We start from the raw sequence: 23612 nt of genomic DNA, 5'->3' as shown, positions 1-23612 counted from the left end.
CTAGGCTTTGCCGTCATGAGCGAGCGGCAGCGAGCGAATCATCGGTGCGGTGCGATGGTGCCGCACGGCGGCACGGAGCGAAGCGGAGTGCCGTCGTGAGCGGTGCCGACTTCGCGTACGCCCCGCTGCTGCCGACCGGTCCGGACCAGACGGACTACCGTTTGGTCACCGACGAGGGCGTCGATGTGGTCAACGGCCCGGGCGGGCGCCGGTTCCTGACCGTCGAACCGGCCGCGCTGACCGCGCTGACCGCCGAGGCGATGCACGACATCGCGCACTTCCTGCGTCCCGCCCACCTCGCCCAGCTACGGTCGATCATCGATGACCCGGCGGCCTCCCCGAACGACCGGTTCGTCGCGCTGGACCTGCTGCGTAACGCCAACATCGCCGCTGGTGGGGTGTTGCCGATGTGCCAGGACACCGGCACCGCGATCGTGATGGGTAAGCGGGGCCGGCACGTGCTCACCGACGGCACCGACGCGGAGGCGATCTCGCGGGGCGTGTGGCAGGCGTACACCCGGTTGAACCTGCGCTACTCACAACTCGCCCCGCTGACCATGTGGGAGGAGCGCAACACCGGCAGCAACCTGCCCGCGCAGGTCGAGTTGTACGCCGAGGACCCGGACGGCCACCCGGACGCGTACAAGTTCCTCTTCATGGCCAAGGGCGGTGGCTCGGCCAACAAGTCGTACCTCTACCAGGAGACGAAGGCGCTGCTTAACCCGACGCGGATGATGCAGTTCCTGGAGGAGAAGCTGCGGCTGATCGGCACCTCCGCCTGCCCGCCGTACCACCTGGCGGTGGTGATCGGCGGCACCAGCGCCGAGTACGCCCTCAAGACCGCCAAGTACGCCTCCGCGAAGTATCTCGACGCCCTGCCCACCGCCGGCTCGATGACCGCGCACGGCTTCCGGGACCTGGAGCTGGAGGCGGAGGTGCTGGAGTTGACCCGCAACTTCGGTATCGGCGCGCAGTTCGGCGGGCGCTACTTCTGCCACGACGTGCGGGTGGTGCGGCTGCCCCGGCACGGCGCGTCCTGCCCGGTGGCCATCGCCGTGTCCTGCTCGGCCGACCGGCAGGCGGTCGCCAAGATCACGCCGTCGGGGGTGTGGCTGGAGCGACTCGAAACCGACCCGGCCCGCTTCCTGCCCGAGGTCACCGAGGCGCAGCTGGACGCGACCGAGGTGGTTCGCGTCGACCTCAACCGGCCGATGGACGAGATCCGCGCCGAGTTGTCCAAGTACCCGGTGAAGACCCGGCTGTCGCTGACCGGCCCGCTGGTGGTGGCCCGGGACATCGCGCACGCGAAGATCGCCGAGCGGCTGGACGCGGGCGAGCCGATGCCGCAGTACCTGCGCGAGCACGCCGTCTACTACGCCGGCCCCGCCAAGACCCCGGAGGGCTACGCCTCCGGTTCGTTCGGCCCGACCACCGCCGGCCGGATGGACGCGTACGTGGCGAAGTTCCAGGCCGCCGGTGGCTCGATGGTGATGCTGGCCAAGGGCAACCGGTCGGCGCAGGTGACCCGCTCCTGCGAGCAGCACGGCGGGTTCTATCTCGGCTCGATCGGCGGCCCGGCGGCCCGGCTCGCCCAGGACTGCATCAAGCACGTCGAGGTCCTGGAGTACGCGGAACTCGGCATGGAGGCGGTCTGGAAGATCGAGGTGGTGGACTTCCCCGCCTTCATCGTGGTCGACGACAAGGGCAACGATTTCTTCGCCGAGGTCACCAAGCCGGTTCTCACCATCGGCCGCCACTAGGCCGGACCGCGTCCGAGACGCTGCCGCCACTGCTCGGCTGCGGCTGTCCGGCGGCTTCGTCGCATCCGACGGAACCACGTTCGACATCGGTGCGCCCGGCCCGGGACGGCCGGGCGCACCGCCCCCGTCGATCGCACCAGTAGATGCAACCAACGAGATTGTGCGGCCCGCCACTGTCGATCCACTCTCAGATCGCTATCAGGCAGGTACGCCGCTCGGTATCGATGGGGTTACTCTGCTGAAAGTTGCCACCATCACGGGGTGGGAGAGTGATGCGTTTTCAGATCCTGGGGCCACTGCGGGTCGGCGGCGGCGAAGCCACCGTCACGGCAGGTCGGGATCGGGTGGTGCTCGCCGTTCTGTTGCTGCGGGCCAATCGCATCGTCCCCGTCGGGGAACTGGTCGACGCGATCTGGGAGGAGAACCCGCCAGTCACCGCCCGGGCCCAGCTGCAGACCTGTGTGTCCCGGCTGCGGCAGCGTTTCGCGAGGCTCGGTCTGCCGGCCGACACCATCGTCACCGATCCGGTCGGCTACGGCATTCGGACCGACGCTGGTGAGCTGGACACGGAGGTCTTCGCCCGGGGGGTCGAGGCGGCTCGGGCCGCGGTGGCCGGCGGGGCGTTGAGCGACGCGCGCCGGCGGTTCCGAGCGGCGCTGGGGCTGTGGCGCGGGCCGGCACTGAGCGGTATCCCCAACTCATCGGTGCGACGTCGGGCGCAGGCCCTCGACGAGCAGCGGCTGGCGGTGCTGGAAGAGTGCGTGGACGTAGAGCTGCGGCTCGGGCATGCGGCGACCCTGGTCGACGAGTTGACCGAGGAACTGGAGCGGCATCCGCTGCGGGAGCGGCTGCGCGGCCAGCTCATGCTGGCCCTCTCCGCCGTCGGCCGGCAGGCCGACGCGCTCGGCCGGTACCGGGAGGGCCGACGCCTGTACGCCGAGGAACTCGGCATCGAGCCGGGTGCGGCGCTGCAGGATCTGCACCAGCGGGTGCTCGCCGGAGACCTCGCCGTTGCCGGGTCCGAACGCCGTGCCACCACCGCGGTCCGCGCGCTGCCCCGGGCGATCGACGATTTCACCGGGCGCGCGGAGACGGTGGCTCGGCTGATCAAGGAGATCGAGGATGGCGAGACCCGGATCCAGCTGATCGACGGGATGGCGGGCAGCGGAAAGACCACGCTGGCCGTGCATGTGGCGACCCGGGTGGCCGAGCGCTATCCGGACGCCCAGCTCTTCATCGATCTGCACGGGCACAGCGAGCGGGCGCCCTTGAGCCCGTCCGCGGCCCTGACCACACTGCTGCGACAGCTCGGCGTACCCGCCGAACGCATCCCGGTCGACCCGGACGACCGGCTGGCCATCTGGCGTACCGAACTGGCCGATCGGCGAGCGCTGGTGCTGCTCGACAATGCCGCCAGCGCGGCGCAGGTGGCGCCGCTGTTGCCCAGCGGTGCCGGCTGCCTGACCCTGATCACCAGCCGCCGTCGGCTGGTCGGTCTCGACGAGGGTCGGCCCTCGTCCCTGCCGGTGCTCGACATCGACGAGGCGATCGAGCTGCTCGGTCGGGTCGCCGGTGACGACCGCGTCGCGGCGGAACCGGCCGCCGCCGTCGAGGTGGTGCGCCGCTGCGGTCATCTCCCACTGGCGATCAGGCTGGCCGGCACCCGGCTCGTCCACCGGTCCAGGTGGCGGATCGCCGACCTGGCCGAGCGACTCGGCGGCAACCGTGACGCGTTGGCCGAGCTGGCCCTCGGGCACCGCTCCGTCGGCGATGCCTTCGCCCTGTCGTACGCACAGGTGTCAACGGCGGCCCAGCGCACCTTCCGGCTGCTGGGACTGCATCCGGGTGTACGGGTCGACAACACCACCGCTGCTGCGCTGGCCGACGTGCCGTTGGCCTAGGCACAGGACCTGCTGGACGAACTGGTTGACGCCCACCTGATCGACGAGCCGGTGCCGGGCCGCTACCGGTTGCACGACCTGGTCCGCGAGTACGCCCGGACGCTGTTGGCCGATCCGGCCAACGGGGCGGAGCGGCGGGATGCGCTGCGGCGTCTACTGGATCATCACCTGCACGTGGCGGCGGCCATCGGCCGGGAGAGCGAGTCGCCCGGCAGCCGCACCACCCTCAGCCTGCCCGACCCACCGCGACCCGATCTGGTGGCGATCTGTGTCGAGCAGGGCCTGGCCTGGTTCGACGAGAACCGATCCGCGCTGGTGGCCCTGCCCGGTCTGGCGGAAGTGGAGTTTCCCGAGCGCGCCTGGCAGCTGGCCCGGGCCAGCTGGCGGCTTCTCTACAACGGCGGGCACCTCGACGAACTGGTCGAGACGCACACGGTGGGGCTCCGGGCGGCCGAGACAGTCGGTGACGAGTCGGCGCAGGCGCTGATGCTCAACTACCTGGCCTCCGCCTACTTCCGCCGGGCCGACTTCCGGCAGGCCGTCCAACTGTTGGAGCGGGGCGTCGAGCTGTGCCGGCACAGCGGCGCGGGGCACCTGCTACGCAGCCTGATCTGGAATCTCGGCATCAACAGTTGGGCCGGCGGTGACACGCGTCGCGGGATCGAGTACTTCCGGGAGGCGGCGACACTGCTGCGCGGTGTCGACCGGTTGGCCGAGCTGAGTGCCCTGCTCAACAACATGACCTACGTGCTGTGCATGTGGGGACGCTACGACGAGGCCCTGCGGACCGGCCGAACTCATCTGACGCTGGCCCGCGAGATCGGCGACCGCCGGCAGTTGGCCAACGCGATCGGGCATGTCGGCATGGTCCGGCACCGGCTCGGCCACACCGGACCGGCACGCCGGCTGTTGCGGACGGCGTTGCGCCTGCAGCGGGCCGGAAAGAACCGCTTCGACGAGGGCGAGATGCTCAACGAACTCGGCGTGATGGAGCGTGAAGCAGGGCGTCCGGACGAGGCGGCGGCGCTGCACCGGCAGGCGTTCATCGCCATCAGCGAGGCCGGTGACCTGGCTGGCCAGTGCGCGTCCCGAAATCTGTTGGCCCGCGCCATCCTGGACCAGGACGACGTACGCACTGCCCAGGATCTGTTCGGTCGCGTCCTGGTGGACGCCACCCGAATCGGTCACCGGTTCGAGCAGGCCCGGGCGCTGGACGGCCTCGCCCGGTGTCTGCGGAACAGTGACCCGGCGGCCGCCCGCTCACACTGGGTTCGGGCCCTGGCGCTGCTACGTCAGGTCGAGTCGCCCGACGCGGACGAGGTGCAGCGGCTGCTCGCCGAGCTGGAGTGAGCTGGCTGCCGCGAACATCTGCACGTCGTCGCGGTGCGCGGCAGGATGGTACGCGTGACGACTCCAGAGAGCACCGGCTACCGGATCGAACGCGACTCGATGGGCGAGGTGGAGGTGCCCGCCGAGGCGCTGTGGCGGGCACAGACACAGCGGGCGGTGCAGAACTTCCCGATCTCCGGCCGGGGCATCGAGCCGGCCCAGATCCGCGCCCTGGCCCAGATCAAGGGCGCGGCGGCCGAGGTCAACGGCGACCTGGGCGTGATCGACGCGAATGTGGCCGCGGCGATCGCCGCCGCCGCCGCGCACGTGGCCGATGGCGGTTACGACGACCAGTTCCCGGTGGACGTGTTCCAGACCGGCAGCGGCACGTCGTCCAACATGAACACCAACGAGGTGATCGCCACCCTGGCCGGGCGGGAGCTGGGCAGCGGCGTCCATCCCAACGACGACGTCAACGCGTCGCAGTCCAGCAACGACGTCTTCCCGTCCTCGATCCACCTGGCCGCCACCGAGGCCGTCGTTCGGGATCTGCTGCCGGCGCTGACCCACCTGGCGGGTGCGTTGGAGGCGAAGGCAGAGGAGTTCGAGACCGTCGTCAAGGCCGGGCGCACCCACCTGATGGACGCCACCCCGGTGACGCTCGGGCAGGAGTTCGGCGGGTACGCCGCCCAGGTCCGCTACGGCATCGAACGGTTGGAGGGGGTACTGCCGCGCCTGGCGGAGCTGCCGCTGGGCGGCACGGCGGTCGGCACCGGCATCAACACTCCGCTTGGTTTCGCCGCCCGGGTGATCGAGAAGCTGCGGGCCTCGACCGGGCTGCCGCTGACCGAGGCGCGCAACCATTTCGAGGCGCAGGGTGCCCGGGACGCACTGGTCGAGACGTCGGGGCAGTTGCGTACCGTCGCCGTCGGGCTTTACAAGATCGCCAACGACATCCGCTGGATGGGTTCCGGTCCGCGCGCCGGCCTGCGTGAGCTGCGTATCCCGGACCTCCAGCCGGGTTCGTCGATCATGCCCGGCAAGGTCAACCCGGTGGTCTGCGAGGCCGTCCGGCAGGTCTGCGCGCAGGTGGTCGGCAACGACGCGACCGTGGCCTTCGCCGGCTCGCAGGGCGACTTCGAGTTGAACGTCATGCTGCCGGTGATGGGCCGCAACATCCTGGAGTCGATCCGGCTGATCGCCGCGTCGAGCCGCCTGCTCGCCGACCGGTGCGTGGTCGGCCTGGTCGCGGACGCCGAGGTCTGCCTGTCGTACGCCGAGGGTTCGCCGTCGATCGTCACCCCGCTCAACCGTCACCTCGGCTACGACGAGGCCGCCTCGATCGCCAAGGAGGCGTTGGCGAAGCAGATCTCCATCAAGGAGGTGGTGATCTCGCGCGGTCACCTCGACTCCGGCAAGCTCTCCGAGACCCAGTTGGAGGAGGCGCTCGACCTGCTCCGCATGACCCACCCCTGAGCCCGGCCTGTGCCTGCGCCGCCGCCCTGCGCCTGCCCTCTCGGCCCGCTTGATCGACTCCGATTGCGGTATCTCGGCCTATCCGGGCGGCCGATGACCGCAAGGTGCCGCAACCGGAGTCGATCATTCGTCGGCGAAGCGACGCCGGGGTGCCCAGGCGAGGAAGCGGGCGAACAGCGCCGCCGGATCCGGACCGTCCTGCGGGTTCAGGCGGTACAGGTCGGCGACCGCCTCGTGCAGCACCGCGCAGAGGTAGACGCTGAGCGAGATCCGGTCGTCGGCGTACTCGGCGACGAGATCGAGCCGCGCGGCGGCGCACGGCCAGGGCGCCGCGCAGACCCGGCAGAGCCAGAGCGGCCGCAACGGCAGGTGTGCCCGGCGCGGCGGGGCCGTCATCCTCGGCCACCAACACCCGGACGAGCCGCCCCGAACGCGGCGCGAGGTCCGGTCCGGGGTGCGGTCCGAGTCCGGTCGGGGAAGCGTTCCGGGGCGCTGCGGGGTGCGGTCCGGGGGGTAACGGGCGTGGTCCGGGACATGGCGCGGCCTTCCTGTCGAGCTGAGTCGTGCGCGTCATCGCCCCGGCGGTGGGACCGCCCGGCCGGGGGAGCGGACGGTCCCACCTCGACGCCGCACTCGGGGGAATGAGCGGCGAGCGTCGCTGCGCACAGTCTGCTGAGCACACCGTTACGGTCGGAAGGGTTTGGCCGTACTGTCCGAGGCCCACTGTGACCGGGCCGGGTTGCCGGTGGCGGTGCGCTGTAGTCGATCGACCGATTGTTGGAGGGCGGCTGGAAATGGCGGGTGGGCAGCTGACAGCAGCGGCGTTCCTGGTCTCGGAGCTACGTCGGGCGCGAGCCAGGCGAGGCTGGAGTCAGGAAGAACTGGCCAGGGCGGTCAACTACTCGCCGTCGATGGTCAGTGCGGTCGAGCTGGGTCAACAGCCGCCCACCCCGAAGTACCTGCAACAGTTCGACAAGGCCCTGGACACCGGTGGCCTATACGGCCGAATGCTCACCCACCTGGTAGCCCTCGACAAAGCCCAGGTCTGGTTACGCGGCTGGCGCGCCATCCTGGAAGAGGCGCAGGCGTTGCGATGGTTCGAACCGGTGCGGGTGCCGGGTCTGCTCCAGACCGAGCCCTACGCCCGCGCGATCTTCGAGGCTGATGACTCGCTGAGCCGTCTCGAGCGCGAGGAGCGCCTGGCCGACCGGATGGCCAGCCAGGCTGTCCTATGTCAGGAGCATCCGCCGCGAGCGGTGTTCGTGCTCGACGAGTCCGCGCTGCGGCGGCGGGTCGGTGGTCGGAAGGTGATGCTCGACCAGACGAAACATCTGATCACAATCGGCAGCGACCACCCCTCGGTTCGACTGCACGTTGTGCCGCTGTCGGCCGATGAGTACCCGGGGCTCAACGGTCCGTTCATCCTCGCCAGGTTCCGCGACGGGACCGATGTTGCGTATCTCGGTGGTCAAATCGGTGGCCGAGAACTGGATCAGGCGTCGGATCTGTCGATGCTCCAACGGGTCTGGGAGGCTACTCTCGGCGCGGCGTTGCCGCCGCAGGAGTCGACAGAATTGCTGAAGGAGATCGCGGAGTCGTGGAACTGATCGGTGCGCAGTGGCGTAAGAGTAGCCGCAGCGGCTCCAGCGACCAGTGTGTTGAGGTGGCGACCAGTCTTCGGGTGGTGGGGGTGCGGGACAGCAAGGATCCGGCTGGGCCGGTGCTGAGCTTTGACGCGTACACCTGGCGGGCCTTTGTCGCGGCGCCGCCGCGCCGCACGTGACCGCCGTGCCCGACACGGAGGTGCTGGAGCGGCTGGCGCGGGAGCGGGTGGTCTGGTTCTGCACGCTGCGGCCGGACGGCTCGCCGCATCTGACGCCGGTCTGGTTCCACTATGTCGAGGGTGAATGGTGGATCGGCACCGGCGAGCGCAACCGGAAGGTACGCAACGTCGCCGCCGACCCTCGGGTGTCGCTGGCGCTGCCCGACGGGGATGCGCCGGTCGTGGCCGAGGGTGTGGCGAGCATCGTCCGCCGGCCGTTCCCATCCGAGGTGGTCGAGGCGCTTCGTGACCGGTACGGCGGCTGGGACGTCACGGTGGACGGCCCGGACGGCCGCTACGTGCTGCTCCGGGTCGTGGTGACCCGCTGGCTGATGGCCGGCCGCGCTCGCTGACTGGCGTCGGTCGTTCGAAACGAAGACGTGGGTACATCTGTTGTCGTTCCAGCGACAAGAAATGTACCCACAGTCGGCTTCCGCAGGCAGGCGCTTCGCGCCCGGCCTTGCCGCACACCGGCGTTCAGGAGCGGGCGGCGGCCCGGCGGGCCCGGTAGGCGCTGACGGCGGCCCGGTTGCCGCAGCCGGCCTCGCAGAACCGGCGGGAGCGGTTCTTGGACAGGTCGACAAGCACGTTGTCGCAGTCCGGGTGCTCGCAGATGCGCAGCCGGCGCAGCTCGCCACCGCGTACCACGTCCGCGATCGCCATCGCCGCCTCGACCGCGATCCGGGTGGCCAGCGGGGCGTCCCGGGGTACGGCGTGCAGGTGGTACGGCTCGGCGTCGTGCGTGATGAGCTGGGGCAGCGCCCGGTGCTCGCGGAGCAGGGCGTTGACGATCGACACGATCTCGTCGACCTCGGCGCGCCAGATCCGGCGGAGGCGGGGGCGCAGCGCGCGTACCGCACGGAGCTCGGCCTCGGTGTGCTCGTGCCGGCCGCTGTAGGAGTGGCGGGTGTAGAAGGCGTCCAGGGCGGCGACGTCCGGTAGCCCTTCGCCGTCGGAGCCAGCGGTGTTCACCAGCGCGGCGGCGGCGATCAGCGAACACTCGGTGTCATGGGCGAAAAGCAACTTGACTCCTGTCGTGGCCCCGTCTAGCGTCATCGGCATAATCTATTTTGCCCATGGCGGGCGGTCGTGCCAAGGAGAGCCACATGCGTCAACCGCCCGCCGCGGGTGCCGGTCTCGCACTCGCGCTGCTCTCCGCGATCACCTTCGCCACCTCAGGCACCTTCGCCCGATCTCTGATCGACGCCGGCTGGTCGGCCGAGGCGGTCGTCATCGCCCGGGTCGGCATCGCCGCGCTGATCCTGATGGTGCCGGCCGTGCTCGTGCTGCGGGGACGATGGCCGGTGCTGCGTCGCAACCTCACCTCGATCGGCGTCTTCGGGCTACTCGGGGTAGCGGTCGCCCAGGCGTGCTTCTTCAACGCCGTGCGTTACCTGCCGGTCGGCGTCGCCCTGCTGCTGGAATACCTCGGCATCGTCCTCGTCGTCGGATGGACCTGGCTGGTGCAGGGGCAGCGCCCTCGGCGGCTGACCGTCGCCGGTTCGGTGGCGGCCGTGGCCGGGCTGGTCTTCGTGCTGGACCTGACCGGGGCGGGTCGGCTCGACGTGGTCGGCGTCCTCTGGGGACTGGGTGCGGCGGTCGGGCTGGCCGGGTACTTCGTGCTCGCCGGCCGGGTCGACCCGGCCCTGCCGTCGATGGTCATGGCCAGCGGCGGGATGGCCGCCGGTGCCGGAGTGCTGCTGCTGCTCGGCCTGACCGGCGCGCTGCCGCTGCGGGCCACCTTCGACACCGTGCAGTTCGCCGGCGCGCAGACCAGTTGGCTGGTGCCGATCGTCGGTCTGACGCTGGTGGCCGCGGTCGTCGCCTACCTGGCCGGGATCGCCGCGGTGCGGGTGCTCGGTTCCCGGCTGGCCTCGTTCGTCGGGCTGACCGAGGTGATGTTCGCGGTCCTGATCGCCTGGCTGGTCCTGGGGGAGCTGCCGACGATCGTGCAACTGCTCGGCGGGTTGCTGATCGTCGCGGGTGTGGCGCTGGTCCGCCTCGACGAGATGCGGGCGGCCGCCGCGCCGCCCGTGGTCGGCGAACCATTGCTGGCCGTCGACAGGTGACATCCCGGCTCCGCACGCGATGTGTCGTCGCCGGCCGCTACCGCTGCTTCTGCAGTGCGGTAGCGGCGGCGTAGTGGTGCCGTAGCCGCCCCACCGAGGATCTCGGTGGCCGTGGATCGCCACGGCCGATCAGTTCGCTGACCGAGGAGTCTCATTGGGCTGGCTGCGTACGTCCTCCCGCCGGTGGAGCGCAATGGCGCTCACGGCCGTCAGTCTCGGCACCGTCGCCGCGGTGGCACCCGCCGTGCCCGCGTCGGCCGCCGGTCCCGCCGACCACGTCCTCTACTGGAACGACGTCCTGCTCCGGACCTACCGGCAGGAGGGCGGGGCACCCGGGCCGCTGGCCAGGGCCGGCGCGATGGTGCACGGCGCGATCTACGATGCCGCCAACTCGGCGCTGTGTGCGACGGGTGCCGACCGGTGCCTGGGCCAGCAGTACCGGATCAAGGTCACTCCCACGCCTGGCGTGACGCCGGATCTGGCCACCGCGATCGACTACGCGGCGTACGACGTGCTGCGCAGCGTTTATCCGCAGCGGAACTTCAGCGCCGACCTTGCCGCGGCACAGGAGGGCATCGCCAGCTCTCCCGCCCGGACCGACGGGCAGCGTATCGGCTCAGCCAGCGCCCAGGCGATGATCAGTTTCCGCGTCGACGACGGTGCCCCGGACTTCTCGACCTATACGGACGGCACCGTTCCGGGACAGTGGCGTCGCACCGGCTCCGGCGCGCCGGCCACGCCGAGTTGGGGACTGGTCAGGCCGTTCGCCATGACCTCGAACACCCAGTTCCGGCCCGGCCCGCCGGCCGGTCACTCCAGCTACGCGACGCTGCTGGCGAGCCAGGCGTACGCGGATCAGCTCAACGAGGTGAAGGGACTGGGCCGCTACGACAGCTCGACCCGGACCAACGACCAGACCCAGGCCGCCTGGTTCTGGGCCAACGACCTGGACGGCACCTACAAGCCGCCGGGTCAGTTGTTCGCCCACACCCAGATCGTCGCGAAGGCGGCCAAGCTCACGCAGGCCGGTAACGCGCGGCTCTTCGGTCTGGTCGGCATCGCCATGGGAGACGCGGCGATCGTGGCCTGGGACGCGAAGTACCAGACCGACGTGGACCTGTGGCGACCGGAGACCGCGATCCAGCGGGCCAACGAGGACGCTCGCAGCGACACGGTCGCCGACCCGGCCTGGCTGCCCCTGTCGGCCGACCGGAACAACGTGCGCTTCTCTCCGGCATTCCCCGCCTACACGTCCGGACACGCCACCTTCGGCGCCGCGTGGGCCGGGGCGATGAGGGGCTTCTTCGGCGCGGATGCCTTCTCGTTCGCCGCCACCACCGAGGATCCGCACGCGGTCGGGGTCGTCCGCAACTTCTCCACCTTCAGCGCCGCGGCGACGGAGAACGCCCGCAGTCGCATCTGGCTCGGCGTCCACTACCAGTTCGACGCGGACAGCGGAATCTCGTCCGGTACCGCCCTGGCGAATCACGTCACCGCCAGCGTCCTTCGCCCGACCGCCTCCTACACGTTCGACGGCTTCTACGAAAACGGTGCGAAGGTGGGTACCTCGATCCCGGACGCCGCCGCGCCGTCGTCCTTCACGGTCGGCTTCAAGCTGACCGCGGGCAGTACTCCGGTCACCGATCCGGGGGCCGTCGTCGGTGCCTCCTGGAACGGACAGCCCGCCACGGCGGGCGCGGTCACCTTTGCCAACGGCCGGTACGACATCGCCGTCTCGGTGCCGAAATCCTGTGCCGGGCGGACCTGGACCTTCACGGTGCTGCTCCGCGACGGCTCACGCCGCGATCTCGGGGTTCGGTGCTCCACCGTCTGACCTGAGGTGGGTGATCGGCGGCGCGGTCGAAGGATCCGACCACGCCGCCGATGGCGCCCACCCCAGCAGCAGTCGGCGGATGTCCCCGAGCGCCTGTTCGACCTCGTTGAGTCGGACCAGAGCGTCCGAGAGGTCGACGTCCTGCCCGCCCGTCACCGGGTCGGCGTGGAGCAGGTTCCGGTACGCGGAGGTGAGTTCCGCACCTGGGTCCAACCCCAACTCTTCGCGGAGGAGCATCCGGGCGCGGTGAAAGGCCGCCATCGCCTCGCTGCGTCGGCCGGCACCGTGCAGGGCGATCACCAGATGCCGCCACATCGACTCGCGTAGCGGGTGCTCCTCCACAAGTGCGGTGAGCTTCGGGATCAGCTCCTGGTGCCGTCCCTCATGCAGCTCGAGCCCGATCAACTCGGTCAGCACGGTGAGCCGCTCCTCCTCGAGCCGGGCGACCGCCGCCGGGACGAACGGTGCGTCGACGTCACCGAGAGGTGGGCCGGTGTGCAGTCGAAGCGCTTCCCGGAAGGCCTCCGCCGCTGCCTGCGGCCGTCCGAGAGCGACCAGGGCCCGTCCTCGTTGGGCCCGGTGCCGGAACTCGGTGACGTCGATGTCGTTCACGTCGGCCCGGAGCAGGTAGCCGGTCGCGAGCGTGTGCAACTCGACGTCGGGTACCCCCCGGAGGAAGCGTCGCAGCAGCGAGATCTGCCCGTGCACCTGGGTACGGACCGTCCGTGGCGGGTCCATACCCCAAACCTCGTCCACGATCTGGTTCATCGGAACCAGCGCGTTGGCATGCAGCAGGAGCAGTGCCAGCAGTGACCGCGCCCGCTTACCGTCGGGCCGTCTCGCACCCGTCTCGCCGCGCACGGTGAGCGGGCCGAGCAGGTAGATCTTCACAGTGCCCGCCAGGCGTCCGGGCATCCGAACGGAACAGCTCCCACATGTCCTCCAGCCCCCGTGTCGAGGAGAACGTCAAGCTGCTGCAACCATAGAAGTTGCATGATGCAGTGGCAATGACACGTTCAGTCAGTACGCGCCGGTGAACCCTGGCTGGGGGGCGGCAGCGCCGAAGGGCGGCTGGGACAATGCCCCGGTGGTGACCACTGTGGTGTTCGACGCCGACGAGACCCTGGTCGACCTGCGCCCCGCGGTGACCGGTGGGCTGATCGCCGTACTCGAGGAGATGCGCAGACTGAACCCGGCGGCCCGGATCTCGCTCGCCGACCTGGAGTCGGACTGGCACCTGGCCCTCGGCGCGAACGCCGCAGCACCGGTGTGGGAAGTCCGTAAGGCCGCGCTGGCCCGGTCGTTGGATCGGGCAGGGCTCGGTGCCCACCTCGACGAGATCAGCGCGCTCTTCTTCGCCCGCCGCTTCGCGCTGACCCGGCCGTTCGCCGACACGCTGCCGGCGCTGGCCGTGCTGCGCCAACGCTGGACGCTGGGCTTCGCCACCAACGGCAACAGCCGCGCCGAACGCTGCGGCCTCGTCGGCGAGTTCGCCTTCGCGGTGTACGCGCACTGCGACGGCGTGCCGAAGAAACCGGCCCCGGATTTCTACGCGGCGGTGTGTGCTGCCGCCGGAGCGGACCCGGCACAGGTGGTGCACGTCGGCGACAACCCGGCTCACGACGTGGTCGGGGCACAGCGGGCCGGCCTGCGGACCGTGTGGCTGAATCGCCGAGGCGAGCGGTTGCCGGCGAATGTGGTGCCGGACGCCGTGATCACCACGTTGACCGAGCTGCCCAGCGTGCTGGCTGATCTTTCCGGCGAAGCGGATCTTCCGCCGTTTATCCGGCAGTGCTCTGGCGGAACCTCAAGCATTGATGTCTGATGACGCCACGTCCCTCAACGAGAGGATTCGATGTGGTGAGCAAGCGCTTCACCGTCGGTGCCGTCGCGACCGCGACGGCACTGACACTCACGGTCACGGGTCTGGGAGTGCCCGCCAGCGCCGAACCGGCGGACCTGCGGACCTTCACCGTGGTCGCCGAGGACGGCGTCTCCACCGACGCGGCGCTCGCCGCGATCCGCGCCGCGGGCGGCACGGTGGTTGACCGAGCCGACGAGGTCGGCATCTACCGGGTGGTCAGCGATCGGACCGACTTCCCGCGCCAGGTCCTCGCCGCCGGAACACTTGTCGGTGCCACCGAGCAGCGGGCCATCGGCCGCAAGCCGAAGGCGGACCCGGTCGAGCAGGAAGGCCCGGCCCCGGCCGCTGCGGCCCGTGCCTCCGCCGCCAAGGCTGGTGGCGCCGCGACGAGCCGGGCGCGGGGGAAGAAGATGGACCCCCTCGACGAGAAGCTGTGGGGCCTGGACATGATCCGGGCCGACGACTCCCGCAAGGTCGAACCCGGCGACCGGCGAGTGCTCGTCGGTGTGTTGGACACCGGCGTCGACGCCAGTCACCCGGACCTCGCACCGAACTTCGACTGGCGCCTGTCCCGCAACTTCGCACCGGACATGACCGACGTCGACGGTCCCTGCGAGGTACCCAGCTGCCTCGACCCGGTGGGCACCGACGACAACGGACACGGCACCCACGTCGCGGGCACGATCGGCGCGGCGGCGAACGGCATGGGTGTGTCGGGTGTCGCTCCCAAGGTCTCGATCGTCCAGCTCAAGGGTGGGCAGGACTCCGGGTACTTCTTCCTGGAGCCGGTCGTCAGGTCGCTGGTGCACGCCGGCAAGTCGGGCCTCGACGTGGTGAACATGTCCTTCTACGTCGATCCGTGGCTCTACAACTGCCGGGCCAACCCGGCCGACTCGCCCGAGGCCCAGGCCGAGCAGCGGGCCATCATCAAGGCGATGAAGCGAGCGTTGACCTTCGCGCACAACCGGGGCGTCACGTTGGTCGGCGCACTTGGCAACAACCACGAGGATCTCGGAGCGCCGCGGACCGACACGTCCAGCCCTGACTACGGGCCGATCCCCGCGTATCCACGGGAGATCGACAATGACAGCTGCTGGGACCTGCCGGTCGAGGGCCCACACGTCATCGGGGTGTCCTCCGTCGGCCCGTCGGAGCGCAAGGCGCACTTCTCGAACTACGGCACGGAGCAGATCTCGGTGGCCGCGCCGGGCGGTTTCTCGCTGGACGGATTCGGCACGCCGACCTTCGGCGCCCAGGCCAATCGGATCCTCTCGACCTACCCCAAGCACGTTCTCCAGCAGCAGCCGATCTCGGCGACGATCCCGGACCCGATCGTCGACGCAGACGGCAACATCGACGCGCGGGTGGCGGACCGGGTCTTCAAGGACTGCAAGAGCAACGGTGACTGCGGCTACTACCGCTACCTGCAGGGCACCTCGATGGCGGCGCCGCACGCGTCGGGCGTCGCCGCGCTGATCGTCAGCCGCTACGGCAAGCAGCAGGGTCGGGCCGGCTACGGCATGCACCCGGACCTGGTCGAGCAGCACCTGTACCGGACGGCCGCGGAGCGTCCCTGCCCGCAGCCGAGGCTCCAGCAGTACCGCGACGAGGGCCTCGACGAGACCTACGACGCGTTCTGCGCGGGTGGGCTCAACTTCAACGGCTTCTACGGGTACGGCATCGTCGACGCGTACGCGGCGGTGACCACTCCGCTCAAGCCGAACGCCCGGCCGTAAGGGCCCGGGCGAGCGGTAGGGCCCCGTCGACCGTCGGGTCGGCGGGGCCCTCGCCGATCACCGGGCCGACCCTGGATCAGCGGAGGGCGACCGCGACAGCCGTCGCCGCCGCGAGGACCTCGGCGCCGACGGCGTCGGCGTCCAGCGGGGCCAGGGCCACCACCCCGACGCTCGCTTCCAGGCCGGGTACCCCGAGCACCGGGGCGGCCACCCCGTACGCGCCCGGTTGCAGCTCACCCTCGGTGCTCACCGGCCCGGCGTCGCCTGACCGGCCGGCCAGGATCGCCCGTCCGGCGGCACCCCGCTCCAGCGGGTGCCGAGCCCCGGTCCGGTACGCGACGTGGAACGACGTCCAACTCGGCTCGACCACCGCCAGCGCGACCCCCTCGCCACCCTCCACCACCGTGAGGTGCGCGGTGGCTCCGGCCTGTTCGGCCAGCCGCCGCAGCGCGGGCAACGCACCCTCGGCGAGCAGCGGCTGGGCACGCCGAGCCAGGTGCAGCACCCCGGCACCCAGGCGCAGCCGGCCGGCGGCGTCACGCCGCAGCATGCCGTGCCCGGCCAGTGGCCCGACCAGCCGGTAGACGGCGGCCCGACCGATGCCCAACCGGCTCGCGGCCTCGCTGACGGTCAAGCCGCCCGGAACCTCCGCCACCAGGTGCAGCAGCCGCAGCCCCCGATCCAGAGTCTGGGAGGTCTCGCCGCCCGCCGCCGATCCGCCCGGCACCGACCCGGCTGGCATCGACCCGGCTGGCACCGAACCGTCCGGCACCGCCGGCCGTGGGGCCGGACCGGGCGTCGCTGGAGTGCTCACGACCAGCAGCGTACGGCCAGCGGGGGCGGCATCGGCAGGCGTGCAGCGGCCGGGCGCTACCAGGCTCGGGCCGAGCGGGCAACAGCGGACGGCTACCCTTGTACGGTGACGCTACGCCTGTATGACACCGCCACCCGATCGGTGCGGGACTTCGTCCCGCGGGAAGCCGGCAAGGTGGGGGTCTACCTGTGTGGTCTCACCCTCCAGGCACCGCCGCACATCGGTCATCTTCGCTCCGGCGTCAACTACGACGTGTTGCGTCGCTGGCTGTCGGCGGCCGGTTTCCAGGTCACCTTCATCCGCAACGTGACCGACATCGACGACAAGGTCCTGGTCAAGGCGCAGGAGCAGGAGCGCCCGTTCTGGTCGATCGCGTACGCCAACGAGTTGAAGCTCGCCGAGGCGTACCGGGCGTTGAACGTGCTGCCGCCCACCTACGAGCCACGCGCCACCGGTCACATCCCCGAGATGCACGATCTGATCGCGTTGCTGATCGAGCGGGGGCACGCCTACCCGGCCACCGACGGCTCGGGCGACGTGTACTTCGACGTGTGCTCGTGGCCGTCGTACGGTGCGTTGTCAAACCAGTCGCCCGACGACATGCAGTCCGCCGGTGACGCACCGGACCGGGGCAAGCGCGACCCGCGCGACTTCGCGCTCTGGAAGGGCGCCAAGCCGGACGAGCCGGCGGACGCCTACTGGCCGTCGCCGTGGGGGCGGGGCCGACCCGGCTGGCACATCGAGTGCTCGGCGATGTGCTGGCGCTACCTGGGCGCGGAGTTCGACATCCACGGTGGCGGGCTCGACCTGACCTTCCCGCACCACGAGAACGAGCTGGCCCAGTCCCAGGCCGCCGGCCTGCCCTTCGCCCGGTACTGGGTGCACCACGGCCTGCTCGGCATCGGCGGGACCAAGATGGGCAAGTCACTGGGCAACGCCCTCGACCTCGACTACGTCGCCACCCTCGGGGTCCGCCCGGTCGAGCTGCGCTACTACTACGTGGCCGCCCACTACCGTTCGCGGATCGACTACTCGGAGGAGGCGCTGCGCGAGGCTGCCGTCGCGTACCGGCGGATCGAGGGCTTCGTGACGCGGGCCGTGGAACGGGTCGGCGCGGGTGCGCCGGGCGAGTTGCCGGCCGCGTTCGCCGCGGCGATGGACGACGACCTGAACACCTCGGCCGCGCTGGCGGCGCTGCACGAGGTACTGCGGGACGGCAACAACGCGCTGGCCGGTGGGGACGATGTGACCGTGCGCACCACACTCGCCAGCGTGCGCGCGATGCTGGATATCCTCGGGGTCGACCCCCTCGACCCGGCCTGGACCGGCGGAGCCCGGGCGAGCGACCTCCGTGGTGTGGTGGACTCCCTGATCGCCCTGGCTCTGGAACAGCGCGCGCAGGCCCGGGTCCGCAAGGACTGGGCCGCCGCCGACGCGCTGCGGGATCAACTCAAGCAGGCCGGAGTGGTGGTCGAGGACACCCCGCAGGGGCCGCGTTGGACTATTGGAGAGCAGGACTGATGGCCGGCAATTCGCAGCGCCGTGGTCGACGGGTGGCGTCGAAGGCCAGTGCCCCGAAGGGGTCCGGCGGCAAGAACCGGGACTCCCTCGCCGGGCGTGGCCGGACGTTGCCGGCCGACGAGCGTCCCTGGCACAAGGCGTACTCGGGCACCGAGAAGCTGCCGCAGCGCACCGCGTGGAAGCAGGAGAAGGAGCGCCGGGCGGCGGCCGAGGAGGGGCGGGCCCCGAAGATCGGCCAGCCCGGCAGCAAGGACACCACCTGGGGCAAGGGTGGTGGCCGGGGCACGGCCAACGCCAAGCCGGCGCGCGGTAAGCAGCCCGCTGGGCGCAGCGGCCCCCGGGTCGCGCCGGGGCGCAAGTCCAACCCGGCGAAGGACTCCCCGGAACTGTTGGTGGGCCGCAACCCGGTGCTGGAGGCGCTGCGTACCCAGGTGCCGGCGACCGCGCTCTACACCGCGCTGGGCATCGACCTCGACGACCGGGTCAAGGAGATCGTCCGGACCGCTGCCGACCGGGGCATCGCGATCCTGGAGGTCAGCCGGGCCGAGCTGGACCGGATGACCGGGGGCGTGCTGCACCAGGGCGTCGGTCTCCAGGTGCCGCCGTTCGCGTACGAGCCGTTCGAGGACCTGGTCGCCGCCGCGCTGGAACAGCCGGCACCGCTGCTGGTGGCGCTGGACGGGGTGACCGATCCGCGTAACCTCGGCGCGGTCATCCGCTCCGCCGCCGCGTTCGGCGCGCAGGGTGTCTTCGTACCCGAGCGGCGGGCGGCCGGCATCACCGCGACCGCCTGGCGGACCAGCGCGGGCGCGGCGGCCCGGGTGCCGGTGGCCCAGGTGACCAACCTCACCCGGTCGCTGAAGGCCTGCCGGGACGCCGGGTTCGTGGTGGTCGGCCTGGACGCCGACGGGGAGACGGACCTGTACGACCTGGAGGCCGCCGTCGGCCCGCTGGTCGTGGTGGTCGGCTCGGAGGGACGGGGGCTGTCCCGCCTGGTCGGGCAGACCTGCGACCTCACCGTCAGCATTCCGATGATCTCCGAGGTGGAGTCGCTGAACGCCAGCGTGGCCGCCGCGGTCACGCTGGCCGAGGTGGCGCGCCGCCGGGCCGTCGAGGGCTGAGAACCGCAGCGCGTACGCGAAAGGGGCGGCCCGCCATCGGCGGACCGCCCCTTCGCTGTTGCTACGTCAGATGCGCTTCCCGGTGGCGGAGTGGAAGACGTGGCTCTGGCCGGTACGCGGCCTCACGAAGATCGTGTCGCCGAGCTTCGGCATCTGCCGACGGTCGGTGCGGACCACGAACCGCTCGGAGGCGCCGTCGAGCGCGGCGTGGCCGTAGACGTTGGCGTCGGAGCCCAGGTCCTCGACCAGCTCGACCACGACCGGCATGCCGCCCTCGGTCGGGCTGACGATGTCGCAGTCCTCCGGGCGGAAGCCCACGGTCACCTTGCCGTTGCCGCCCTCGGCGCTCGCCGCCTCGACCTGCTCGCGGGTCAGCGGCACGGACATCTCCGCGAACGACGCGCCCTGCTCGCTGAACGGGACGGTCTTGATGTTCATGGCGGGCGAGCCGATGAAGCCGGCGACGAAGACGTTGGCCGGGGTGTCGTAGAGCGTCCGCGGGGTGTCGACCTGCTGGAGCACGCCGTCGAGCATGACCGCGACCCGGTGGCCCATGGTCATGGCCTCGACCTGGTCGTGGGTCACGTAGACGGTGGTGATGCCGAGCTTGGCCTGCAGCGACGCGATCTGCGTACGGGTCTGCACCCGCAGCTTGGCGTCGAGGTTCGACAGCGGCTCGTCCATCAGGAAGACCTGCGGCTCCCGGACGATGGCCCGGCCCATCGCGACCCGCTGGCGCTGACCGCCGGAGAGCGCCTTCGGCTTGCGGCTGAGGTACTCCTCCAGCTGGAGCAGCGCCGCCGCCTCCTTGACCCGCCGGTCGATCTCGGACTTGGAGGTCTTGCGCAGCTTGAGCGCGAACGCCATGTTCTCGTACACCGTCATGTGCGGGTAGAGGGCGTAGTTCTGGAAGACCATCGCGATGTCGCGGGCCTTCGGCGGCAGGTGGGTGACGTCCCGGTCGTCGATGTAGATCGCGCCGTCGTCGACGTCCTCCAGGCCGGCGAGCATGCGCAGGCTGGTGGACTTACCACAGCCGGAGGGGCCGACGAGGACGAGGAACTCGCCGTCGCCGATCTGGAGGTCGAGCTGGTTGACCGCGGGGCGTTCGGTGCCCGGGTAGATCCGGGACGCCTTCGCGTAGGTGACCGTAGCCATGAGGGGGGACGCTTCCTTTCACCGGCAGGAACGTGCCGGACGATCCGAGTGAAGGAGCGACCGGCACGGGTGCCCGTACCGGCGCCACGGCCAGCGCGGGGTGAACCCGTGTCGGCCGTGTCACTGCACGGTAAACGGCTTTCGCCGCAATGCCAAGGTCCACCGTCGACCGGTACTTCCGAAGCATTCGCATTCCGGTCACTCGGGCACGGTCGGACACGAATCGACGTCCACGGGTCGGGATGTTGACGTTTCCCATGCTCGGGACCCCTGCCGAGCAGGAAAACCGGACGTCGGTCGCTATGCTGGCCACGACACAACGCCCCTGTAGCTCAGCTGGCCAGAGCACCCGCCTTGTAAGCGGGATGTCGCCGGTTCGATCCCGGCCGGGGGCTCCATCCGTATCACGCATGGCACACCGGGCGGACATCTCGGCGTGGCCGGGTGTTCAGACGGGCCGGTTAGGCTCCGCCTCCACCCGTCACGCCGTGACCCGTCACCACGACCAGGGGCGCCCGCCACCGTGCACCATGCCAACCACTACTACGGGCACTCCCACGTGCTGGCCCGCTACTGCGGGCTCGACGACCGGGATCCGCCCCGCGTCCACGGCTACCTCCAGCACGGCTGGAACATCGGCGACGGCATGGCGTACGACCACGAGTTCGTACCCGGCGTACCGCTGTTCCTGTGGTCGGAGCGGACCCGGCGGCGGGCCTGGTCCCTGGGGCGCCGACAGACGTACGTGGTCGGCGCTCCGTGGGCGTACCTGCTGGCGATGGAGCCGGACGACCCGCGACGGCGGGAGGGCACCATCTGGTACCCCTTCCACGGCTGGGAGGGGCAGCGGGTCGTCGGTGACCACGACCGGCTGGTCGACGAGATCCGGGCCGTCGAACCGGGGCCGGTGACGGTCTGCCTCTACTGGCAGGAGTACCGATCCACCCGGGTACGCCAGCACTACGAGCGGGCCGGCTTCCGGGTGATCTGCCACGGCTACCGGGGTGGTCGGTGGCGTGACCTCGACCCGGGTTTCCTGCACCGGCAACTGGCCGAGCTGCGCCGGCATCGTCGGGTCGCCTCGAACCGGCTGTGCAGCGCGGTCTTCTACGGCATCCTGGCCGGCTGTGAGCCGGCCGTCTACGGCGATCCGATGCAGCTGGCCGGTGAGGTGCCGATCTGGGGTGGTCAGCCGCGGATCCGGCGCCAGTGGGCGAGCCTGCACGGCCCGCAGGTCGACCCGGACGCCGCCCGTGCCCTGGCCGTCGCCGAGTTGGGAGCCGACCGGCTGCTGACACCGGCCGAGCTGCGCCGGCTGTTCCGCTGGCCCGAGCCCACCGGGCGGCACCAGGCCCCCACGGTCCGATCCGTCGACGAGCACCAGGGCACGGAGGTTGGCCGATGAGCGAGCGCAGCGAGCGAATCATTCAGCGCAGTGGGGTGGCTCGTCGTGACGCCGAGCGCAGCGAGGTGGCGCGATGAGTGAGGTGCACCTGCTCGGTGGCGAGATGCTCGGCTGGTCTGATCTCGACGGCGCGCACGGCTCGGGCCCGGTACGCGGTCCGGGGCTGGCGGCCCTGTTGTCCGTCGCGTCCGGCCGCACGCTGGTGGTGGGGCCACACGATCCCCAACTGCTCGACGCGCTGCCCTCGGCCGACCTGACCGTGCTGGTCCGCGGACTGCCCGACGCCGAGGCGCTGGCTGCCCGCTACGCCGGATCGACCGGGGTGCGGGTGTGCTGTGGCGGCCCGGAGAAGCTCGCCGGCACCGCCGCGTACGACAGCGTGGTCGCCCTGGACGGGCTGGCGCGCCTCGGTTCGGTCGAGGGGACGCAGCTGTCCTGGGGCGAGGCGTTCGACCTGCTGGTATCGGTGCTGCGGCCCGGCGGTCGGCTGCTGCTCGGGGCCGAGAACCCGCTCGGGCTGCACCGGTTGCTGGCGTCGCCACCGCCGAGCACCGACTCCGACTGGGGGTCGTTCGACGAGTACGACGACACCCGCCCGGCCGGCCCGGCCCGGCTGCGGGCCCGGCTGACGGCGTCGGGGCTGCGGATCGGCGGTGCCTGGGCGGCCTTCCCGTCGCCGGTCGCGCCGGCCGCTCTGCTCGACCCGGAACTGCTGGCCGACCCGGACCTGACCGGCTTCCTCCAGGCCGTGTTCGGTGACCCGGCCGTGTTCGGTGACCCGGCCGTGTTCGGTGACCCGGCCGTGTTCGGTGACCCGGCCGTGCTCGGCAATCGGGCCGTCCCCGGCGACCAGCCCCTGCTCGGCAATCAGGCCGTCCCCGGCGACCTGGCCGAACTCGGCGACGGCGACGGCGGAACGCGTGACCGCGGCACCGGAGGTGGTGGCCCGGTGCCGGCCGCACCGCCGCTGGCCGACCCGGCTCGGCTGGCCGGATCCGCCGTCCGGAACGGGATCGCCGTCGAACTCGCGCCGGCCTGGGTGCTGCTCGGCGAACGCCTGCCGGGTCCGTCGACCCCGGCGGATCAGCCCGCCGCGCGCGCCCAACCTGAGGCTGACCGGGCCGGGGCGGTGCCGCCCGCGGCGCTGCTGGTGCTGGACGGTCGGCTCCGGGAGGTGCGCCGCGATCCGGCGGGCGGGTGGCGGTTCGCCGACGGCGGGACCGTCCCGTCGGGACGTACCGTCGAGGATCTGGTGGTGGCCGCGACGTTGCGCCGGGACCTGCCGGCGGTGCGGGCGCTGCTCACCGCCTGGCAGGGCGGTGCGGCGGCGGGGATGCCCGCGGACGCCGTGGTCGTCACCCCGGCCGGCACCTGGCACCGATCTACCGAGGCCGCCGATCCGATGGTGGTGCTGCGGCGGCTGGCGTCCCGGCTGGTCGACGCCGGACTGGCGGACCTCTGGCCGGCCGGTGAGCTGGCCGCCATGCTGACCACGATGTCCGGTCGGGAGCCGGGGACGTCGGTGGACCAGGTGGTGGGCGCGGCTGCCGGCGGCTGGCGGGAACTGCTGACGGACCGGGACCGGCTGGCCCGCGAGCTGTCCGAGGCGCGCGCGCTTCAGGACTGGTACGAACGGACCTTGACCGAGCGCGACGACGAGGTGAAACGGCTGCGCCGGATCGTCGCACTGCTGCACGGCACCCCCACCGCGCGGGCCGGACGGCTCCTGCTGGCCGGTGCCCGCACCGCCCGGTCCGCCGTCCGCCGCCTCCGACCCACCGACTGACGGTCCTACCCCTGAC

General features: G+C 71.2%; 18 protein-coding genes, 1 tRNA gene and 1 pseudogene. 15 read left to right on the top strand and 5 right to left on the bottom strand.

The genetic code is table 11. From position 1 onward, the window contains the following. Positions 1 to 95: 95 nt before the first annotated feature. The 3 genes and pseudogenes from O7605_RS07625 to O7605_RS07615 all read left to right on the top strand — a co-directional run bounded on the left by O7605_RS07625 (position 96) and on the right by O7605_RS07615 (position 6466). On the top strand, positions 96 to 1760 hold the full coding sequence (locus O7605_RS07625) for a fumarate hydratase (protein ID WP_269738514.1): 1665 nt from the start codon (positions 96 to 98) through the stop codon (positions 1758 to 1760). A gap of 272 nt (positions 1761 to 2032) precedes the next feature. Continuing rightward, positions 2033 to 5011: pseudogene (locus O7605_RS07620) on the top strand (BTAD domain-containing putative transcriptional regulator). 45 nt (positions 5012 to 5056) lie between these two features. Then, positions 5057 to 6466 (top strand): class II fumarate hydratase, encoded by a 1410-nt coding sequence (locus O7605_RS07615; RefSeq protein WP_269738513.1) that lies wholly within the window; start codon positions 5057 to 5059, stop codon positions 6464 to 6466. A gap of 123 nt (positions 6467 to 6589) precedes the next feature. Here the strand turns inward: O7605_RS07615 and O7605_RS07610 are convergent, their stop codons facing one another. Next, a complete protein-coding gene (locus O7605_RS07610; RefSeq protein WP_269738512.1) occupies positions 6590 to 6862 on the bottom strand; it encodes a hypothetical protein in 273 nt (90 codons plus the stop codon). Between the two features lie 398 nt (positions 6863 to 7260). Here O7605_RS07610 and O7605_RS07605 point away from each other — a divergent pair, with 398 nt between their 5' ends. The 3 genes from O7605_RS07605 to O7605_RS07595 are packed head-to-tail and all read left to right on the top strand — an operon-like array spanning position 7261 to position 8641. Beyond that, the gene (locus O7605_RS07605; protein WP_269738511.1) at positions 7261 to 8073 is read left to right on the top strand and encodes a helix-turn-helix domain-containing protein; all 813 of its coding nucleotides are present in this window, start codon (positions 7261 to 7263) and stop codon (positions 8071 to 8073) included. Further along, positions 8064 to 8249 carry a DUF397 domain-containing protein gene (locus O7605_RS07600; RefSeq protein WP_269738510.1) on the top strand — a complete coding sequence of 62 codons (186 nt, stop codon included), beginning with the start codon at positions 8064 to 8066 and terminating at the stop codon, positions 8247 to 8249. Before O7605_RS07605 ends, O7605_RS07600 begins: the two co-directional genes overlap by 10 nt. A gap of 5 nt (positions 8250 to 8254) precedes the next feature. After that, a complete protein-coding gene (locus O7605_RS07595; protein ID WP_269738509.1) occupies positions 8255 to 8641 on the top strand; it encodes a pyridoxamine 5'-phosphate oxidase family protein in 387 nt (128 codons plus the stop codon). A 124-nt stretch (positions 8642 to 8765) separates the two neighbouring features. On the opposite strand, the gene O7605_RS07590 is transcribed toward O7605_RS07595, so the two are convergent. Further along, positions 8766 to 9311 carry a CGNR zinc finger domain-containing protein gene (locus O7605_RS07590; RefSeq protein WP_269738748.1) on the bottom strand — a complete coding sequence of 182 codons (546 nt, stop codon included), beginning with the start codon at positions 9309 to 9311 and terminating at the stop codon, positions 8766 to 8768. An 83-nt stretch (positions 9312 to 9394) separates the two neighbouring features. Between O7605_RS07590 and O7605_RS07585 the strand changes: the two genes are divergently transcribed. Together O7605_RS07585 and O7605_RS07580 are read left to right on the top strand one after the other, a co-directional pair. Continuing rightward, positions 9395 to 10357: an EamA family transporter gene (locus O7605_RS07585; protein ID WP_269738508.1), complete on the top strand. Its 963-nt coding sequence runs from the start codon at positions 9395 to 9397 to the stop codon at positions 10355 to 10357. Between the two features lie 193 nt (positions 10358 to 10550). Next, entirely contained in the window at positions 10551 to 12191 is a 1641-nt protein-coding gene (locus O7605_RS07580) for a vanadium-dependent haloperoxidase (RefSeq protein WP_269738507.1), read from the top strand. Here O7605_RS07580 and O7605_RS07575 read toward each other — a convergent pair. Further along, complete coding sequence (locus O7605_RS07575) at positions 12153 to 13106, bottom strand: AfsR/SARP family transcriptional regulator (RefSeq protein ID WP_269738506.1); 954 nt, start codon at positions 13104 to 13106, stop codon at positions 12153 to 12155. The two genes, O7605_RS07580 and O7605_RS07575, sit on opposite strands and share 39 nt — an antisense overlap. A gap of 172 nt (positions 13107 to 13278) precedes the next feature. Between O7605_RS07575 and O7605_RS07570 the strand changes: the two genes are divergently transcribed. Both O7605_RS07570 and O7605_RS07565 read left to right on the top strand, forming a co-directional pair. After that, positions 13279 to 14016 carry an HAD family hydrolase gene (locus O7605_RS07570; protein WP_269738505.1) on the top strand — a complete coding sequence of 246 codons (738 nt, stop codon included), beginning with the start codon at positions 13279 to 13281 and terminating at the stop codon, positions 14014 to 14016. 35 nt (positions 14017 to 14051) lie between these two features. After that, the gene (locus tag O7605_RS07565) at positions 14052 to 15791 is read left to right on the top strand and encodes a S8 family serine peptidase (RefSeq protein ID WP_269738504.1); all 1740 of its coding nucleotides are present in this window, start codon (positions 14052 to 14054) and stop codon (positions 15789 to 15791) included. A gap of 76 nt (positions 15792 to 15867) precedes the next feature. Here O7605_RS07565 and O7605_RS07560 read toward each other — a convergent pair whose 3' ends face one another. Then, positions 15868 to 16533 carry an IclR family transcriptional regulator gene (locus O7605_RS07560; RefSeq protein WP_269738747.1) on the bottom strand — a complete coding sequence of 222 codons (666 nt, stop codon included), beginning with the start codon at positions 16531 to 16533 and terminating at the stop codon, positions 15868 to 15870. A 177-nt stretch (positions 16534 to 16710) separates the two neighbouring features. On the opposite strand from O7605_RS07560, the gene cysS reads away from it, so the two are divergent. Then, positions 16711 to 18126, top strand: coding sequence for a cysteine--tRNA ligase (gene cysS, locus O7605_RS07555; protein WP_269738503.1), 1416 nt, complete (start codon positions 16711 to 16713; stop codon positions 18124 to 18126). After that, positions 18126 to 19247, top strand: a complete 1122-nt coding sequence (gene rlmB / locus O7605_RS07550) for a 23S rRNA (guanosine(2251)-2'-O)-methyltransferase RlmB (protein ID WP_269738502.1) — start codon at positions 18126 to 18128, stop codon at positions 19245 to 19247. The genes cysS and rlmB overlap by 1 nt, the downstream gene beginning before the upstream one ends. A 66-nt stretch (positions 19248 to 19313) precedes the next feature. Here the strand turns inward: rlmB and O7605_RS07545 are convergent, their stop codons facing one another. Beyond that, complete coding sequence (locus O7605_RS07545) at positions 19314 to 20405, bottom strand: ABC transporter ATP-binding protein (protein ID WP_269738501.1); 1092 nt, start codon at positions 20403 to 20405, stop codon at positions 19314 to 19316. Between the two features lie 321 nt (positions 20406 to 20726). Here O7605_RS07545 and O7605_RS07540 point away from each other — a divergent pair. The 3 genes from O7605_RS07540 to O7605_RS07530 all read left to right on the top strand — a co-directional run bounded on the left by O7605_RS07540 (position 20727) and on the right by O7605_RS07530 (position 23596). Next, positions 20727 to 20803, top strand: a tRNA-Thr gene (locus O7605_RS07540). Between the two features lie 125 nt (positions 20804 to 20928). Beyond that, positions 20929 to 21810 (top strand): hypothetical protein, encoded by an 882-nt coding sequence (locus tag O7605_RS07535; protein WP_269738500.1) that lies wholly within the window; start codon positions 20929 to 20931, stop codon positions 21808 to 21810. A gap of 73 nt (positions 21811 to 21883) precedes the next feature. Beyond that, the gene (locus tag O7605_RS07530; RefSeq protein ID WP_269738499.1) at positions 21884 to 23596 is read left to right on the top strand and encodes a hypothetical protein; all 1713 of its coding nucleotides are present in this window, start codon (positions 21884 to 21886) and stop codon (positions 23594 to 23596) included. The last annotated feature ends 16 nt before the right edge of the window (positions 23597 to 23612 follow it).

This window comes from Verrucosispora sp. WMMA2121 (genome assembly GCF_027460185.1).
GTDB lineage: Bacteria > Actinomycetota > Actinomycetes > Mycobacteriales > Micromonosporaceae > Micromonospora > Micromonospora palythoicola.
Note: the sequence above shows the minus strand (reverse complement) of the source record. Positions and strands in the feature narration are given on the sequence as shown.

What these genes read in the sequence shown, in the direction of transcription:
- O7605_RS07575 (WP_269738506.1), bottom strand. Translation starts at nt 13,106, where the DNA reads ATGCCCGGACGCCTGGCGGGCACTGTGAAGATCTACCTGCTCGGCCCG.
- O7605_RS07545 (WP_269738501.1), bottom strand. Translation starts at nt 20,405, where the DNA reads ATGGCTACGGTCACCTACGCGAAGGCGTCCCGGATCTACCCGGGCACC.
- O7605_RS07530 (WP_269738499.1), top strand. Translation starts at nt 21,884, where the DNA reads ATGAGTGAGGTGCACCTGCTCGGTGGCGAGATGCTCGGCTGGTCTGAT.
- O7605_RS07585 (WP_269738508.1), top strand. Translation starts at nt 9,395, where the DNA reads ATGCGTCAACCGCCCGCCGCGGGTGCCGGTCTCGCACTCGCGCTGCTC.
- O7605_RS07615 (WP_269738513.1), top strand. Translation starts at nt 5,057, where the DNA reads ATGGTACGCGTGACGACTCCAGAGAGCACCGGCTACCGGATCGAACGC.
- rlmB (WP_269738502.1), top strand. Translation starts at nt 18,126, where the DNA reads ATGGCCGGCAATTCGCAGCGCCGTGGTCGACGGGTGGCGTCGAAGGCC.
- O7605_RS07560 (WP_269738747.1), bottom strand. Translation starts at nt 16,533, where the DNA reads ATGCCAGCCGGGTCGGTGCCGGGCGGATCGGCGGCGGGCGGCGAGACC.
- O7605_RS07605 (WP_269738511.1), top strand. Translation starts at nt 7,261, where the DNA reads ATGGCGGGTGGGCAGCTGACAGCAGCGGCGTTCCTGGTCTCGGAGCTA.
- O7605_RS07610 (WP_269738512.1), bottom strand. Translation starts at nt 6,862, where the DNA reads ATGACGGCCCCGCCGCGCCGGGCACACCTGCCGTTGCGGCCGCTCTGG.
- O7605_RS07580 (WP_269738507.1), top strand. Translation starts at nt 10,551, where the DNA reads ATGGCGCTCACGGCCGTCAGTCTCGGCACCGTCGCCGCGGTGGCACCC.